The 14,890-nt window shown below is 53.4% G+C and carries 14 protein-coding genes and 2 pseudogenes; 6 read left to right on the forward strand and 10 right to left on the reverse strand.

Going from position 1 to position 14,890, the window contains the following annotated elements; all coding sequences use genetic code 11:
- A pseudogene (locus ACFWW2_RS00485) lies at positions 1-152 on the forward strand (IS630 family transposase); the annotation flags it as partial.
- Here the strand turns inward: ACFWW2_RS00485 and ACFWW2_RS00490 are convergent.
- The 4 genes and pseudogenes from ACFWW2_RS00490 to ACFWW2_RS00505 all read right to left on the reverse strand — a co-directional run.
- On the reverse strand, positions 149-340 hold the full coding sequence (locus ACFWW2_RS00490) for a hypothetical protein (protein ID WP_393925401.1): 192 nt from the start codon (positions 338-340) through the stop codon (positions 149-151). The pseudogene ACFWW2_RS00485 and the gene ACFWW2_RS00490 sit on opposite strands and share 4 nt — an antisense overlap.
- A gap of 51 nt (positions 341-391) precedes the next feature.
- Positions 392-634: a hypothetical protein gene (locus ACFWW2_RS00495; protein WP_393925402.1), complete on the reverse strand. Its 243-nt coding sequence runs from the start codon at positions 632-634 to the stop codon at positions 392-394.
- Between the two features lie 9 nt (positions 635-643).
- Positions 644-1,168, reverse strand: coding sequence for a hypothetical protein (locus ACFWW2_RS00500; RefSeq protein ID WP_393925403.1), 525 nt, complete (start codon positions 1,166-1,168; stop codon positions 644-646).
- Positions 1,169-1,741: 573 nt separating this feature from the next.
- Positions 1,742-2,084: pseudogene (locus ACFWW2_RS00505) on the reverse strand (hypothetical protein); the annotation flags it as partial.
- Between the two features lie 437 nt (positions 2,085-2,521).
- On the opposite strand from ACFWW2_RS00505, the gene ACFWW2_RS00510 reads away from it, so the two are divergent.
- Entirely contained in the window at positions 2,522-3,430 is a 909-nt protein-coding gene (locus tag ACFWW2_RS00510; RefSeq protein WP_393925404.1) for a helix-turn-helix domain-containing GNAT family N-acetyltransferase, read from the forward strand.
- A 243-nt stretch (positions 3,431-3,673) separates the two neighbouring features.
- Here ACFWW2_RS00510 and ACFWW2_RS00515 read toward each other — a convergent pair whose 3' ends face one another.
- Positions 3,674-4,531 (reverse strand): LysR substrate-binding domain-containing protein, encoded by an 858-nt coding sequence (locus ACFWW2_RS00515; protein ID WP_393925405.1) that lies wholly within the window; start codon positions 4,529-4,531, stop codon positions 3,674-3,676.
- A gap of 85 nt (positions 4,532-4,616) precedes the next feature.
- On the opposite strand from ACFWW2_RS00515, the gene ACFWW2_RS00520 reads away from it, so the two are divergent.
- Positions 4,617-5,639, forward strand: coding sequence for a permease (locus tag ACFWW2_RS00520; RefSeq protein WP_393925406.1), 1,023 nt, complete (start codon positions 4,617-4,619; stop codon positions 5,637-5,639).
- Between the two features lie 333 nt (positions 5,640-5,972).
- Positions 5,973-6,560 carry a biotin transporter BioY gene (locus ACFWW2_RS00525; protein WP_393925407.1) on the forward strand — a complete coding sequence of 196 codons (588 nt, stop codon included), beginning with the start codon at positions 5,973-5,975 and terminating at the stop codon, positions 6,558-6,560.
- A gap of 480 nt (positions 6,561-7,040) precedes the next feature.
- On the opposite strand, the gene ACFWW2_RS00530 is transcribed toward ACFWW2_RS00525, so the two are convergent.
- Both ACFWW2_RS00530 and ACFWW2_RS00535 read right to left on the reverse strand, forming a co-directional pair.
- Entirely contained in the window at positions 7,041-7,601 is a 561-nt protein-coding gene (locus ACFWW2_RS00530; RefSeq protein WP_393925408.1) for an AAA family ATPase, read from the reverse strand.
- 473 nt (positions 7,602-8,074) lie between these two features.
- Positions 8,075-8,845 carry a helix-turn-helix domain-containing protein gene (locus ACFWW2_RS00535; RefSeq protein WP_393925409.1) on the reverse strand — a complete coding sequence of 257 codons (771 nt, stop codon included), beginning with the start codon at positions 8,843-8,845 and terminating at the stop codon, positions 8,075-8,077.
- Between the two features lie 109 nt (positions 8,846-8,954).
- Between ACFWW2_RS00535 and ACFWW2_RS00540 the strand changes: the two genes are divergently transcribed.
- Both ACFWW2_RS00540 and ACFWW2_RS00545 read left to right on the forward strand, forming a co-directional pair.
- Positions 8,955-9,383, forward strand: a complete 429-nt coding sequence (locus ACFWW2_RS00540) for a hypothetical protein (protein ID WP_393925410.1) — start codon at positions 8,955-8,957, stop codon at positions 9,381-9,383.
- Positions 9,384-9,401: 18 nt separating this feature from the next.
- Positions 9,402-9,740 (forward strand): hypothetical protein, encoded by a 339-nt coding sequence (locus tag ACFWW2_RS00545; protein ID WP_393925411.1) that lies wholly within the window; start codon positions 9,402-9,404, stop codon positions 9,738-9,740.
- A 218-nt stretch (positions 9,741-9,958) separates the two neighbouring features.
- Here the strand turns inward: ACFWW2_RS00545 and ACFWW2_RS00550 are convergent, their stop codons facing one another.
- The 3 genes from ACFWW2_RS00550 to ACFWW2_RS00560 all read right to left on the reverse strand — a co-directional run.
- Positions 9,959-12,259, reverse strand: coding sequence for a S8 family peptidase (locus tag ACFWW2_RS00550; protein WP_393925412.1), 2,301 nt, complete (start codon positions 12,257-12,259; stop codon positions 9,959-9,961).
- A gap of 121 nt (positions 12,260-12,380) precedes the next feature.
- Positions 12,381-13,397, reverse strand: a complete 1,017-nt coding sequence (locus tag ACFWW2_RS00555; RefSeq protein ID WP_393925413.1) for an AAA family ATPase — start codon at positions 13,395-13,397, stop codon at positions 12,381-12,383.
- Positions 13,398-13,706: 309 nt separating this feature from the next.
- Positions 13,707-14,890: hypothetical protein (locus tag ACFWW2_RS00560; protein WP_393925414.1), on the reverse strand; the 1,184-nt coding region annotated here is incomplete at its 5' end.

Raw genomic sequence — 14,890 nt, forward strand, 5'->3', positions numbered from 1 at the left:
AGCAGGCCTTCTCCAAGCTCAAGGCCCATCTCCGCCGCGTCGGTGCCCGCTCGTTCACTGCTGTATTCGAAGCCATCGGCCAAATCTGCGACTTATACGATCCCACAGAGTGCTGGAACTACTTCAAGGCTGCCGGATATGCCTCAAACTAATCCCGAAACGCTTTAATATAGATATATTCGTCATCAGCGGGGTCACCGTTATAGTTCGCCGCAACGCGACTCCAATCGTCAACACCAAAGCCCCAGTTAGCTTCCCTCATTTGGTTTAGCCAAAATGCATCTGCTATCACTTGGTCCAAACCATCATTTGCAAACTTAAGCCGATCATCAAACCACATGAGTGCCGCATCCGGACCATTCGTTGGAACAGTATTAACTCCCTCGCCAAATCATCGCCCAGCTTTTTCACCTGCCTCACGTCTAAAGGCCGAAGTCAAACCACTCAAAACCTGTACCGTTGTTTTCAGTGCCGTAATTGCAGTTGCTGTATCTTGATGATTTTCCAAATTCAATTCACGCAACCTACGAGCTTGCTCAATTACGTTTGCGACTCTGGAGTCGGGAAACTGATGAAGTCTCTGGATGTCGTCGAAGTAATTGTTGAGGTCGTGGGTGGTATAAACACGGGCCATTTCGTTTTCCTAGAAATTCGTATTCGAACAAGAATCCAATAACTCATTAAGATTCAAACTCGACAGATCTTGATGATTGTCACCGCCAACCAGAAACCCAATACCAGTTTCACTTAATACATTAGTAACGCGGCCATCACAGTAAAAGCGCCTCTCCAAAACACCACTGGTCTCACCACCACGTAATGTAACGAAGTCCAAGAGAGTATAGTCATCAAATTGATCGTTCTGCCTTATGGCATCTACGCTCTCTAGATCTATTCTTGTTTCCTTCCAGCGTCGCTCTGGAGCATCTAGAGATGATCCGTCGCAGAAATCTTGAAAGAATTCGTCGACTATAATCGAGCAATTCTCCACTCTAGCGACACGTTCAACTGTTGGCACAACCGAGGAACCCGTAAGGATTTCAGTAAGCTTATCCGCTACATCTGCAGCATCTGAATTGACATTAGATGGGTGAATAACAGCAATGACCGAAATGCCTATCAGAGAGGCCGCCACGCAGCCTAGATAGGTTCGCCTTTTAGCGATCATAATCTTTTTTTAGCGATCATAATCTTTGCCTGACTTGACGCCCATGTTAATCACCGTAACAGAAATGCGCGATGCGAAAACACCTGCGGCATACTATATGGTATGTCATCCTAAAAACTCCGGAAATCTCAGTTCATCAATATTAGTCATCCACCTGCAATCCCCACGCGACCCAACCCTATCAATCCACCGTTGACGACGACTCGCCCAAGTGTAAAGCGCGCTTGCGCATTTAGATACAAACCCTAGGATACTGCACACCTGCCTCCGTATCGGCAACAATAAACACCCGATGAAATGTGTACTGAACCCTGACATCACATTGACATTTGCACCGAATGGAGCGAGCCCGCTTCAAATCCAGAACCTACCCCTCCAATGCCCCCCTCAATGGCGAGGGGGGCTAAGTGGTCGATGGTAGAAATGAGGTCCACCGACCGAGCTGGTACCTAAACTATACGATCAACTTACCGTATTGAGAAATACCAAGTTGCTATACATTGATAGATCTCGGCTATCGTGGGGCAGCGCTACCTATCATAAACCGGTGCGGTTCCCGGCACCGATACAGGCTTTGTCTTTCAACGCTTCTCTGAACCAATCGGCGTCATAGTCGCGATCACCGACCAGCCATTCAACCTTTGGCAAACTGCTCATCAGAGCGCGCGCGGATATAATCACTGACCAGCCCAGCGGTGACAAAGAGGTTCAGAGGGCGTCATTCGCAATTGTCGCTCGGACCAATGGCGCGACAAGGCTCATCTGTCGAAGATAGCGTGCAGCTTTGCCCCTCTCGGTGATTGTTTCAATCACCTGCCGGTCAATGGTTCATCCCGCCCTAGGCGCGTCCGATCAGACGTCCACGTCTCCCTTTTTCCACCGCAAGGCTGGACGCCGTGCGATGCGCTTTGAGATACCCGTCACTGGCGATCAGAGCAGCACCAGTCATAACGGGCTCGCTGCCGACATCTGACGGTTTTGGTCGGATGACTGGTGCCAGCCGATACTGTTGAAAAACTCCAGTTTTCGCGAAAATAGGTGAAATACTTGCCCGCAGGAGGCCTATCCGAAAATTCGGCGAGGGGGTCGGCCTAAGACCAGAATTGGCAATGTCCGAAGCTCTCAGCGGCGCCGCTGGGCATTTGGTTTCAAGTTGGCCGTCGCAATGGATCTTGGCAGAAAAATGCGGTCGTCAGATTTTCGAGTTTTTCAACACAATCAGCCGATGGCGGCTATGAACCCAATCTGCTGGATTGTTGAAACGTTGAGAGTATTTACTAGTAGACGGTTGCGGGATTTTGGTTGTATCATGCAACTATGACGCAATCACTTCCAATCCCTCGCATTGACAAAATGCGTTCCGCTGCACGGCAGATAGTGCGCGAATTTGGCTTCATGCAAAAGGGATTGGCTGGAACAGAGCTATCTCCATCTGCGGTGCACACGATTATTGAGGTTGGTTATGGCACGGTTAAAAATGCCAGTGACCTGGGTGCCCATTTGCATTTGGAAAAGTCCAGCGTCAGCCGTCTTGTTCAAAAGCTGGAAAACGATGGCCTGATCGAGGCTGACACTGATCCGAGTGATAAGCGGTCCCGTATTTTGACTTTGACGCAGGATGGAAAAAACCTACTGGGCGATGTCGAGGGTTTTGCGCGGCGACAGCTTCAATCTGCCCTGGACGTGCTGTCGTCAAAAGAAGTCGCACAAATTGAGACGGGCCTTGTTCTATTCGCAAAATCTTTAGGTGGCGCGGTCAGCGCTGCGCCAGACGTTGAACTACACGTGGGCTATCGTTCTGGGGTCATCGCATCCGTGGCGCATCTACACGCGACTTTCTACTCACAGCACTATGGGTTTGGAGCAGTATTTGAGCGCAAAATCGCAACGGAAATGTCAGAGTTTATGGGGCGCATAAACAATTCGGAAAACACGACGTTCTCCGCTTATGCAGGCGAAGAACTTCTGGGATCTGTCTCCCTCGATGGTGAGGATTTAGGGGACGGCGTTAGCCATTTGCGGTGGTTCATCGTTAGCCCCAAAGCGCAGGGTATGGGTATCGGAAACGTGCTTCTCAGCAAAGCCACGGAGTTCGCAGACAAGCAGGGCTTTGATCGCACGCGCCTGTGGACCTTCAAAGGATTGGATGCCGCCCGCCACCTTTATGAGAGACACGGGTTCGCGCTGGCGCATCAGACCCCCGGTACGCAGTGGGGAACGGAAGTGATCGAGCAGGAATTTGTGCGACACCATGGTGCGTAGTGCAGCATTTGCTTCCCTACCTTGCGGCGTCGTTTACGGGTAGCACATTATCTGATTTTGCGGTCGCAGCGAATGTCGACTATGCGGGCTGCAACTGCAGCATCCAAGCACAGCGCAGAGAGTCCGAATGGGCCGCCCTCGACGTTGGGGGCCACGTCATTCGCTGAGATGCTGCATAGCATCCGCTAACCGCAGGGAACCCAAAGTGTCGAATGCTGCAATGAGAAGGAAATGGCAGCTTTTCTAAGCCTTGGCCAAAAAGGCCGATCGGATAGCTGCTTTCATTGCGTCACGCGGCCCGGTCTCCTGTGACCGACTTGTCGCCATCACCAAGTTCGAGGCTGGTGTGTTTCCAAAGCCAAGAACCTTGTTCACCACTGACAGGCCGGAATGCAACGATGAACGGCCCAGAAGACCGACTGCGATCCCAGCTTCGACTGCAGCGATCACGCCAGAGACGCTTTGGCTGGAATAGACGATGCGGTATGGCTTCTTACGGGTTTGCAAGGAAGTGATTGCAGCCTCGCGCCACCAACAAGCATGATCGAACAGAGCCACCGGCAGGTACGCATCGGCAGGGAAGTCCCGATGCGCAGACGACACCCAGCAAGTTGGATCTTCAGTCAGCACTTCTTCGTGTTCTTTTGGACATTCAACCTCATAGATCGCAAGATCGAGCGCTCCTTTGTCAAGTGCATCAGGGAAATGCGCGCTTAATGCGCAGGTCACTTCCAGCTCGACTTTGGGGTGGTGACGGCTAAAGGACGCGATGATCTCAGCCAATTTGGCCTGGCCGTGATCGTCAGGAATACCCACACGTAATTTGCCCATTACAGTATTTTGAGAGATGTCTCGCAGTGCTGTGTCGAGGCGCGCTGTGACTTCCTGTGCCACAGGCAGCAACTGGCGACCCGTATCGCTCAGGATTACGCCGCGTCCGTGCCGTTCAAAGACGGGTTGCCCGATGATGCTTTCGAGGCGTTTAATCTGAAGACTGGTGGCGGATTGGGATCGATGGATGCGAGCAGCACCATCTGTCACACTGCCTGATTCCGCAACGGCGACAAACGTGCGCAGCAAATCGCTGTCCAGGCTTTCCATCGATTTTTCCGATACCAGAAATTGAAAGTATTCGTTTCACACATGTCATGTTGACGACTAATTTTCAAGGTCAAAGGAGTACCCAATGTCCGATCAGACAGTTGCCCGGCGACCATCCTACAAGAAACCCGTCCTCTGGTGCACGTGTCTTTTCTTGTTGGTAAGTTTGGCTTTTGCCTGGCCAGAACACTCATGGAATGCTGTCAAGTTCGTCCTGTGGAGTTTGGTTGTTGTTGCCCCAATCGTCATTCCGGGCATTCTTCTTGCGGCGTGGATCATCGCCAGCGGAGCAGATGCACACATTGCTGGTGCCTTCGAGGGCAAGACGCTGCGAACGGTTGTGGTCGCCTCTTTGATTGGCGCGATCACGCCTGTCTGTGGCGTAACCGTTTTGCCATTGATGGCCGGACTTTTGGCGGCGGGTGTTCCACTGGCCCCGATCATGGCGTTCTGGCTGTCCTCACCAATCACGGATCCTGCGATGCTGGCCACGACGGTCGCGACCCTTGGACTGAGCTTTGCGATTGGGAAAACACTCGCGGCCTTTGGTCTGGGTATCTTTGGCGGTGCGATCACGGGACTGTTTGTCAAGACACCTTGGGCATTGAACGCGCTTCGCGACAACGGGCTTGCGCGCCAATTGAGCGCTGCGCGAAGTGGAGCGGCTCAAACCTTCGACCCTTGGGTTTGGAAAAAGGAAGCGCGCCGGCGGGCGTTCAGGACACAATTTTGGGCAACAGCACGGCTCATCCTGATTTGCCTGATCCCTGCATTTGCAGCCGAATATGCGCTGAATGCCGCGCTGACGCCGGGATCGCTCGCCGCATATGTCGGGAAAGATCAGTGGTGGGCCATACCTGCGGCCGTCTTTGTCGGAGCGCCCGCCTACATCGATGGCTACGCAGCACTTCCTTTGACCCGTGGTTTGATTGAAAGCGGCATGTCAGAGGGTGCTGCCATGGCCTTTCTGATCTCTGGTGGTGTTGTGAGCATCTGGGGTGCCTTGGCTATTGCTCCGGTCCTGAAACTCAAGCCGTTTTTGCTGTATCTCGCCTTGGCTGTTCTAGGATCTCTGGCCGCGGGATACGTATTTGAATGGGTAGTTTAGAGAGTGATGCATACCAAAAACGGTTATTCGCCAACCGCAACGAACTGGCGTTTTGTCCACGATCTGTAAGTTGATCAGTGTTGAATTTCGCGCCTGCAGCGAATGTCTGGAAAGCGGGCTCAATTGCGGCATTTACATCCACAGACCAAAGGCTGTTTTGGGCCGTCCCTACCGGGGTTTTCGGCGGCTACCGCGCAGATGCTGCGCTAGCCCCAACAGCGGCAGTGAGCCCAGAGTACAGAATGCTGCATCGTGAATGAACGGCAGCTTTTCATCTCGAAACCAACAAGCTAGCCTAGTCGTAACTTTGTATAACTTACAGCGGAGATAGTCATGAACAGATCGGACGCACTTTTTCCTTCACTCGTGCAATCCAACAAGATCAACCACGCGCTATGGTTTGTCGTGCTCGCAGTGCTCGGGTCGTTACTGATTGCGATATCGGCTAAGACTAAAGTTCCCATGTGGCCTGTCGATATGTCACTTCAGACCTTGACGATCTTTACCATCGCCGCAGTATTCGGCTTAAAACTCGGATTAGCCACAATTCTTCTATATCTCGCAGAAGGTGCCTTGGGGTTTCCAGTTTTCCAAGGAACTCCTGAGCGCGGAATAGGCCTTGCATACATGGTAGGGCCGACTGGAGGGTATCTCGTCGGCTTCGTTGTCATGACCGCAATAACGGGATGGGCCGCCGATAAGGGCTGGTGGAAGAATCCCCTAAAGATCGGTGGGGCTATGCTTGTTGGCGAAGTAATTCTCCTCACCCTAGGTGCACTCTGGTTGATGTACCTTTTCGGTATTTCCCAAGGCATTGAGTATGGAATTGGGCCGTTTATTGTACCGGACATGCTCAAGTTGGCGTTAGCTGCGGGACTTGTTTCAATCCTTGGCAACACTGTGCGATCAAGGCTGCGGTAATAACCGTAATCTATGAGCTTTGCCGATGCGTCGGCAAAGCTGCCATTGAATTAGAGGCTATGGATGGCAGTAAAGTCCGCGACTTGATCCTGGCCATCGTTTCCTCGCTGCACGATGTACGAATGGCTGGTTCTCACGCCGTATTGCGACGCTAAAAACTGAGCGGACGCAGCAATAACTGTGCTGCGAGCGCACGCAACATGATCTGAAGACTTCCGGTATGGGCTCTTCGCGGCCATGCGGTGTCGCCGCGATCGGCAACACAATCGAATCCCGATACCGACCTTTCGCGAGGTTCCAGCACTTTCCTGCAAAACATCTACAAACGCACGGATGTTTCGAACCTTCGAGATGATTGCGCGCCGTTCGTCATTAGACAGCGGGCATTCGGCCCGGGAGCGGCGGATTCAACGACTGAGCCCATTCTACCAGATGCCGCACGGCTCACAAATGCCAGCTTCCGGTACGAAGCAGCTTCAATCAACGTCCGTCGGCTAATGCGGTGCGCACTCCAGAACAGTGCGTTGCAATCTCCGGTGCAGCGTTCTGGGGACTCAAAGAAGTTACATCTAAGCGAAGTGTATGGGTTAGGTCTGCTCCGATCAGTGGCTCTTGGGACGCGTGGTTGCGCCGAACGACATCTGCACCTTGCAACTTTCCTTTGCCTTTCCGCTCCAGCGATTGAATGCGCCTGATGTTTTCATCAAGATCGCAGGCGAGATGCACCACTACGAGGGGTGGACGCCGATCACTTCGCTCAACGAACCGCTGCCATTCTTCTAAGGCCCATTCACTGTTGCCCGTCAGAACAGTGGTGAAAACGACAGGTACTCCTCGCGGTAAGGCAGCTATAAGCTCGTCCGCGATTTCTTCGACCCGCCGCACGGTTTCACGAAATTGCGGAGTGCGAAATTCGGTCAAGGCAAATGCGAGGTTGTAGAGAGTGTGAATGTCCACGAGCCGCGCCTTAAGGAGCTGCGCGAGTTCCCGCCCGATTGTCAGTTTGCCGACGCCCGGATACCCATTTAGGACTATTATCATTTGAACAAATTATCAGGCACCTACCCGCTGGCCAACATCAAAAGCAGCCATTGGTGAAACCGCAGCGAAGGCTCACTTTGTCCCGCTCCTCGTAAATTGGTTGTCCAAAAATTGCTGCACAGCCGATGAATGGCCGGTCTTCCCGCTGCACCGCTGCGCCAATGTTTCCGTCCCTTCGGCATACTGGTGCTGTCAACGCGCGCAACACCAATTCGCTTGGAGTGTCATTTCGCCCCGTCGTACAACGGTTCTCGTTGTTTGCTTAGCGTAGGATTCCACACTCTCCCGCAAAGGACCCCTGGCTCTTTCAATTGATTGTCACCCAACGCTGCCCCGCCGCTCGCCCATTGAACACTCTAGCAAGTTATGTTTCGATTGGCAGTAGCAACTCGAGAAGCGTTCTTACTCCTAATAACCGCTTAGCCTTTCGCCAGCTTGGTTTGGGCTATTGGAGAACAATACTATTCCAGCTCTCACTCCGCGGGCTGAGCGGTCGCCGTTGCCATTGCTTTGAAGACTTGCTCAGTTTCCGCGTCCATCGGGAAGTAGAGTTCGATCTTCAACGACCCGAGGGCCGCATCTTCGGGTGTTCCGAACTGAGCAATTGTCGCGAACAGGGACAGCCTTTGATTGTCCAGTACCACGATCGTCGGAATGACCGGTGTTCGGGCGGGGTCAATCGGTTTGGGGGCCTTCTCAAGGTGCGCAATAACGGGAGCAAACTTCGGGATTCCGCCTTCAGCAGCGCTCTCGGTTCGCAGCCGCTTGGCGGCATGATGGGCGACCTCTGGCCAGTTTTCCACGACTGATGGAAGCGCGTCGGACACCATCAGGTCCAGCAGGCTGTCGCCGACGCCGACCCTGAAGGATGAGAAAAGAGCCAACGCGGCAGGGTTGGCCATGCGTATCGTCCACAGTCGATCAACGGCGAGACCGGGCATGGGCATGTGATTGGCAAGCGTCTTTTCGACTGCTGCCCGAACCGGGGCCATCTCTTCTGCGGTCCAGTCCGCTGACCGATACCGCGCAGCAAAACCGGCAGCCGTCAGCATGTCGTTGCGGGCCTCCAGCGGAACTTCAAGCGTTTCACTGAGCCTGACGACCATCTCGCGACTTGGACGCGCCCGACCAGTTTCGAGAAAGGACAAATGGCGCGAGGATATCCCGGCTTCGTTTGCCAGATCGAGTTGCGAGAAACGCCGCAGGTTTCGCCAATGGCGCAATGTGTCAGGGAAGGTCTGCATATGCGGAAGCTATACGCCGCATCCTCACCTGTCACTTACCTCCAAGGTAATTGCGGGACGTTCACGCGTTCAATAGCAACCCTTCAAGAGCCGAGTGGAAGGACAAAAAATGGCAACTCAAGCAGCCCACAAGAGATGGCTTAAAGTCTCAGCCATCGGTATTGGGTTCTTCGGACCGGCACTGACCCTTGGAACAATCCCAGCCACGAATGAGTTGGCTCGACTTGGGCTCGATATCCTAACCTGGCCAGTGGATGGCTTCCCAAGCTACGAATCCGAAGAGATACGCTTCCTCTCTGCCTTAACTGGTGGATTTCTGGTGGGTTGGGCCGTCATGATCTGGCTCTTGTCTGTGCACGTCCACGATCATGCGCCTGAAGGCGTCCGGAAGTCGGTGCTCTACGGTGCTCTGGCCTGGTTTTTCCTAGACAGTCTCGGATCGATCACATCGGGCAACTGGCCGAACGCACTCTGGAACATCCTTGTCCTTTTGGCAGTCGTTGGTCCGATGTGGCGACCGGCTCAGCCAACAACATGATATAGATAGGAATTCAACATGTCCCAGTTTCGCTTGCTCCTTCTGGCAATTACCGCGGTGATTGTCGTCTTCACCATTGCTGCTGTTGCGAATGACGGATGGAACCTCTTGCCGCATTTCTTCGGGCCGATCTTCGCACTAACGTGGCAAGGACAGTTCAACGTGGACTTCACGACCTACCTAATCCTGTCGGCCGTTTGGATGGCATGGCGCGGTGGATTTACCGGCCGTAGTATTGCGTTAGGCCTATTCGCGCCTCCTTTGGGAATTCTATTTTTTGCTCCGTACTTGATCTATCTAATTGGTCAGTCTGGTGGTGACCCCAAGAAGCTCCTTCTAGGCGTTCACGCCGATTGAGTTTGATGATGCTATTTTGGCGGAGTGATCAAGTCGGCGAGACCATTCGAACATTAGATGTTTTCTTTGCTCTGACGGCCCATTCCGGACCTTCGACCTGTTCAAAAGTTGCTGCGGTAGCAGCCCGCTTTGCGGTCATTCGCTTCGCCGTGGGTCAAACCGGAAAGCCGGTCGACAACCGCGAAGACAAACGAAGCGGTAAAGACCAAGGAATTTGTTCAGACCTGAATTTCTGCTTGAGGTGCCACTTTCTGTTGGACCTCCGCGTAAAGGTCCACGTCTGCCTCGGTGGCATCAATTTCGACGACCAGTGAAAACCGCGCCTCGCACCGCTCAGGGTCCACATTGCGGTTTTCTTTCCACCAGCCCCCAACCGGATAGACCGCAAGGACCCCGCGACGGGCAAGATCGCTGGCAGCGACAGTGAGCGTATCGATGTGCAGGGATCCGACACTCCGGCGATTGTAGCCGAAATCCCATTCGCCACTGTCAGGGCCGTTATCGTCTGGTTGGTCTTCAACTGCGGTGCGGCCAACACGTTGCGTGAATACATCAACTTCTTCATCCGCGCCCTTTAGCGCAAAACGAAGGCCATGAGATGCGTATCTGTTTTTTCGACCACGAGCGACCTCAGATGGGTTCGGTTCGATGAAGGTGCTCAGAGCAACACGCAGGGTAACGTCCTGTCCGACCAAGCCGCGGAGAACGTTCGTTGGCCATGGCAGTTCAAACAACTGCATTTCGTTCAATTTCCGACCTGATCCCTTGTTCTCATAGGGACGAATGTAATCCTCTACGATCAGCGTGATTGCGCTGCTTGCACTGTTAAGAGCACGTTCGAGGCTTGGCTGACCATAACCATATCGGGTGAACATGACATCGTAGGCACCCTTCCGATTTCGATCCGCTGGCGCAATATGCGACCACATCTGATCAGTCCATCTTGCCGAGCCCACGTAGAGAGCCCGGATCGTCTCTGGCCAAAGGTCGGGATATGAGGCGCGAAGGATTGCGATTTCACGAGCGGCCAGTGCCGTTGCGGCACTGGTGTCAGAAATGTGTGTGAAAGACCGTGCAGGGTAATTCCGACTGGTCGTAACCAGCATCAATTCAGAATGCTGATTGGGTGTCGTTGAAAACCCGTCATCGTACCAGTTGCCGCCTTCAAGTACGACATCAGGTTTGATTGGCCAGGTCTTGGTCCAACTCGCCGTGCGGGACATCGGAGCGAGGTCCCCAACATCAGCTAACGTCGTACCATATGTTGGCCCACCAACTCCGTTCATTTCGGTCATCGCACCCACTGCGATTGAGTTCCATGCTTGGGAAGGAGACTGAATCTCTCCCTCATCAAGGTCATCGCATTTGCTTAGGTAGTCTGTATTTCCATCATGTTGGGCATCAATATTGCCAATCGAAGTCACGATAAGTCGCTGCTGCTTTACTTCGCCGGACCGACCAGCGGCAAGCTGGTCGAGTTCAGTGGACCAGGACGTAGGCGCACCGCTGTGAGGAGTATCGAGGTCTGTGGTCGTGGCCAAAGCGAAAGTCCGCAACCTATCTGGCTCAACTTCTACCGCGTTGATGGCTTTCTGCGTCCTGTCCCCCAACAGATGATAAGGGTTATGGCCTGCATCTGGGATCACCTTTGCAGACTCTAGCCTATGAGGGACATTGATTGCCGCGGTACTGTTCAAGTGAGTCCGCAGATCACCAAAGAGCACCGCCCCTGCCATCCTCGATCCATGACCATGCAGGTCTGCGAGGTCCCATCCAGGCACAGCCGCATGGCGATCTGCTGCATCAAACGCAGGCTGGATGAGCGGGTGCGCCAACGTGATGCCCGTATCCAAGAGCGTGACATAGGATGCCGCCTGCTGAGCTTGAGGGCCATACTGGGTTCGGCCAATCACATCTAGCAACCAACCGGCCTGTTCCTCCGCTTCGAGGCCATCCACGAAGTCGATAGGGACACCAGGCGGAGTAACGGAGCGGACCGAACCTGTACCAATTGCAGTCCTAGCCATTTGGCCGATGTCACCTTCAACGAGAACGACGACATCCTCAGGGAACACTAAGCGATCGGGGTAGACCGTTAGCCCTTCCTGAACTGCTCTAGCAACGAATTGGTCCACTTCTCTTGGTTCCAACCAAACCTCCCAAGGGATCGGACCCGCCGCCAACGGGAATGGTTTGTTTGGATGTCGCCATAGGTCCCGAAGCTCTGCTTGGGCTAACGTGTCGATACTGTTAGCAAGATCAGCATTCCTCGGGCGTGTTTGCCCTTGGTTGTTAGGCTTACCGTCTTCTGTTGCGAATTGGTCAAGCTTCTCGCGTAGCTTGGTCAAGCCACCTGCCGACTTACTCGCTTTTACAATAGCGCGACCCGGAACCGCATTATCGGGCTCAGCGTCCCGCACACTAAGGAGAGCCAAGCCGCTCACATCAAATTTGCCTGGAAGAAACGCTTCGCCAGCGCGGCCTACGATTTCGATATAGGTGGCGTTTGCTTCAGGCACTACCTCTATGGTGTCCAATGCTGCGATCAGACGGGCAGCATGTGCTTGCCTATTTGGTACGTCTGTCGGCGTATCAGTAACGATCCGCCTTCCCTTGAAATCTTTAGGCTTCGAAACCCCGTTAAGAACTATGTGAGGAAGATTCCGTTCTGCCACTGCTTATACCCAACGCTTGTAAGTCTCGTCGGCGACCAATTGAACGCAACAAATCAGCCGACGTTATTGTTTTTTTCGAATCCAATACTGCCCGACGTGCGGCATCCATCGCGGCCTGAACTACATCAGAGGATGAAAGACCATGGGCCTGTTCAACCACATCGTCCCAGATTACCTCAGACAAATCAAATCCGATTAGACCACGAGACATGGCTTTCTGCATCGCTTCGGCGGTGGGTAGAGCATACATCAATACAAGGTCAAAGCGGCGAAGGATCGCCTTATCCAAAATCCGTGGCAGGTTGGTTGTTGCGATGATCAGCGAAGGCCCCGTGTCTTCCTCCATGAATTGGAGAAACGAGTTTAGGGTTCGCCGCGCTTCGCCAACATCATTGTCACTGTCTCTGGTGGCGGCAAGCGCATCGATCTCATCGAACAGGTAAACCCCTCGTTGGGTCCTTACTGTCTCGAATATTGCATTCAGTTTGGAGGCCGTCTCCCCCATAAATTTCGATATCAACCCGTGCAACAGCACAGAATAAAGAGGAAGCTTTAGCTCACCAGCCAATGCAGACGCGCTCATCGTCTTTCCGGTGCCTGGGGGACCTGCCAGAAGGACACGTTGCCTGGGTGTCAGCCCATGCTTCTCCAAGATGTCGCGTTTGCGGAACTCGACAACGAGTTGCTCAAGCTCAGACGACACAGATTCTGGTAGGATGAGATCATTCAGCCTGGTCTCTGGATAGGCAGTCCCAATGATCGATGCCAACTCGCCCCGTGGCTTGGCGATCAATGTTGGGGTTGGCGTCTGCAACTTAGGTGTTTGCCCCGCTTCAACCCACTGACGAAGCTGTTCGGCTAGACGAGTATGACCCTTTTGTTCCTCTGCCGACGCAAGCTGAAGTGCTAGATCGAAGAACCGTTCTTCGTTCCCCTCAACGTGACTCTTCAATAGTCCAATGAGTTGCTTTGCGTTGGCCACCGATTTCGTCTCCCTGTTGAGCTCTACCTTAGCCTGTTCAAAAAAAATTGCGAATGCGACGTGACGCCATCGATCTGGTTTTTGTGGATTGTTGCCGTCGGCGCATACATCATCATGAAAGTACTTTGCCAGAGTGCCTGTTGTATGTCCGCATCCGGATCAGGATAGAGTGATCGCTGCAACCGCAGCGAATGACGGCTTCCCGCCCCTCGGTGGGAGACGCATAATGTCTTCCTATCATCTCAGCGGAAGCTATTTGGGGTTTGTGACTGCGCGTTAATCGGTCGCTTCCCCTCCACCAGCGTGATGTTACCCCCGACTCGGGCCGTCCAGATATGGACCATCCCGATTCTTGTCACGGTCAAGTCCCAACCGTGGTCCCAGCTCTATTTCACGAGCGAATAGCGGACTGTGTTGTGGCGCATTCCTGGGCGCTGATGCTTTTGAGAGGTCTAAAATCCGCTTGGCAAGCCTTTCTCGATCCGCAGATGAGAGTTTTGGCGCATCACTTGGTATCACCTCTTCAGGGCGGGCCAAGGCCGTGATCTCTTTCAGCGAGTACCCTTTGTACAAGTCTTCGAGAAGGGCTTGGGGCTCCTTGGCATCCCGCGCTTGCCCATCTTCTGCCGAGAGTATCCGCTCCACTACGCTTTGGCGTGCCGCGCGCGCTTGCATGCCACCTTCGGGGGTGAGCTCTTCGAACTCGCCGCCATAGCGTAAAGCATCACCGACCATTTGAACATCATCGGGCCCATTCATTGCCAAAATGGACATTCGGGAAACGACCTTGTCGATGTCGCTTACCTTCGCGATAACCGTCTTTTTTCGTTCTGAGAAAATGCTGCGGAATGTACGGGCTGCATTTGGATCACGGATCGTAAATGGAGCGTCCTTCTTATAGATACACTGCTTCCATTCATAATTCTCGGCATCCGGCTTCACTTCATGGGCCACTTCAATCCGAAGATCTGTTAGAGCGCGTTCCTGTGCCATATGCTGTGCGATTATGTCTGCTTGGATCTGCTGATCTGCGCTCAGTTCGACCTTTTTTGCTTCAGCATAGAGACTTCTGACAATCTCGTGTGGGCGCTCCACATCATGTACATCGTTCTCATGTGGCGCATATCTGTTCATTGCAGATATGAGCGCATCGATCATATCTTCATCCATGTTTCGGGACCTTTCAGTATTTGTTGAAGGCTGTGCCAGGTCGGAGCTTTGGTCCACCCGCGCTCGTGCTTTGTCATACTCGGTTGTGTAGATATCCTTGATGCTTTCGATGAGGGACATGCGCCGTGTCTGATATTCCATGCGCGGGTAGGGGGTGTGGCGCGCGCGGGTCTTGGCCTGCTCACCGATAGCGGCACCTTCTGGCATGAGATCGCGGCCTTGCGCGAGAGGCGCGAAGGCGTCTTTCAGCATGTCCTCGTACCCACCAACTTCGCGGGCTTCGGTGACCCGGTTTGACAGAACTTCCAGACCTGCTTTGAGGG

Source organism: Yoonia sp. R2-816 (assembly GCF_046762905.1).
In the GTDB taxonomy this organism is placed as follows: Bacteria; Pseudomonadota; Alphaproteobacteria; order Rhodobacterales; family Rhodobacteraceae; genus Yoonia.

Excerpts from the sequence above, each read along its gene's own strand:
- ACFWW2_RS00510 (WP_393925404.1), top strand. The coding sequence starts at position 2,522 with ATGCGTTCCGCTGCACGGCAGATAGTGCGCGAATTTGGCTTCATGCAA.
- ACFWW2_RS00540 (WP_393925410.1), top strand. The coding sequence starts at position 8,955 with ATGGCAACTCAAGCAGCCCACAAGAGATGGCTTAAAGTCTCAGCCATC.
- ACFWW2_RS00495 (WP_393925402.1), bottom strand. The coding sequence starts at position 634 with ATGGCCCGTGTTTATACCACCCACGACCTCAACAATTACTTCGACGAC.
- ACFWW2_RS00515 (WP_393925405.1), bottom strand. The coding sequence starts at position 4,531 with ATGGAAAGCCTGGACAGCGATTTGCTGCGCACGTTTGTCGCCGTTGCG.
- ACFWW2_RS00500 (WP_393925403.1), bottom strand. The coding sequence starts at position 1,168 with ATGATCGCTAAAAGGCGAACCTATCTAGGCTGCGTGGCGGCCTCTCTG.
- ACFWW2_RS00525 (WP_393925407.1), top strand. The coding sequence starts at position 5,973 with ATGAACAGATCGGACGCACTTTTTCCTTCACTCGTGCAATCCAACAAG.
- ACFWW2_RS00535 (WP_393925409.1), bottom strand. The coding sequence starts at position 8,845 with ATGCAGACCTTCCCTGACACATTGCGCCATTGGCGAAACCTGCGGCGT.
- ACFWW2_RS00520 (WP_393925406.1), top strand. The coding sequence starts at position 4,617 with ATGTCCGATCAGACAGTTGCCCGGCGACCATCCTACAAGAAACCCGTC.
- ACFWW2_RS00490 (WP_393925401.1), bottom strand. The coding sequence starts at position 340 with ATGTGGTTTGATGATCGGCTTAAGTTTGCAAATGATGGTTTGGACCAA.
- ACFWW2_RS00530 (WP_393925408.1), bottom strand. The coding sequence starts at position 7,601 with ATGATAATAGTCCTAAATGGGTATCCGGGCGTCGGCAAACTGACAATC.
- ACFWW2_RS00545 (WP_393925411.1), top strand. The coding sequence starts at position 9,402 with ATGTCCCAGTTTCGCTTGCTCCTTCTGGCAATTACCGCGGTGATTGTC.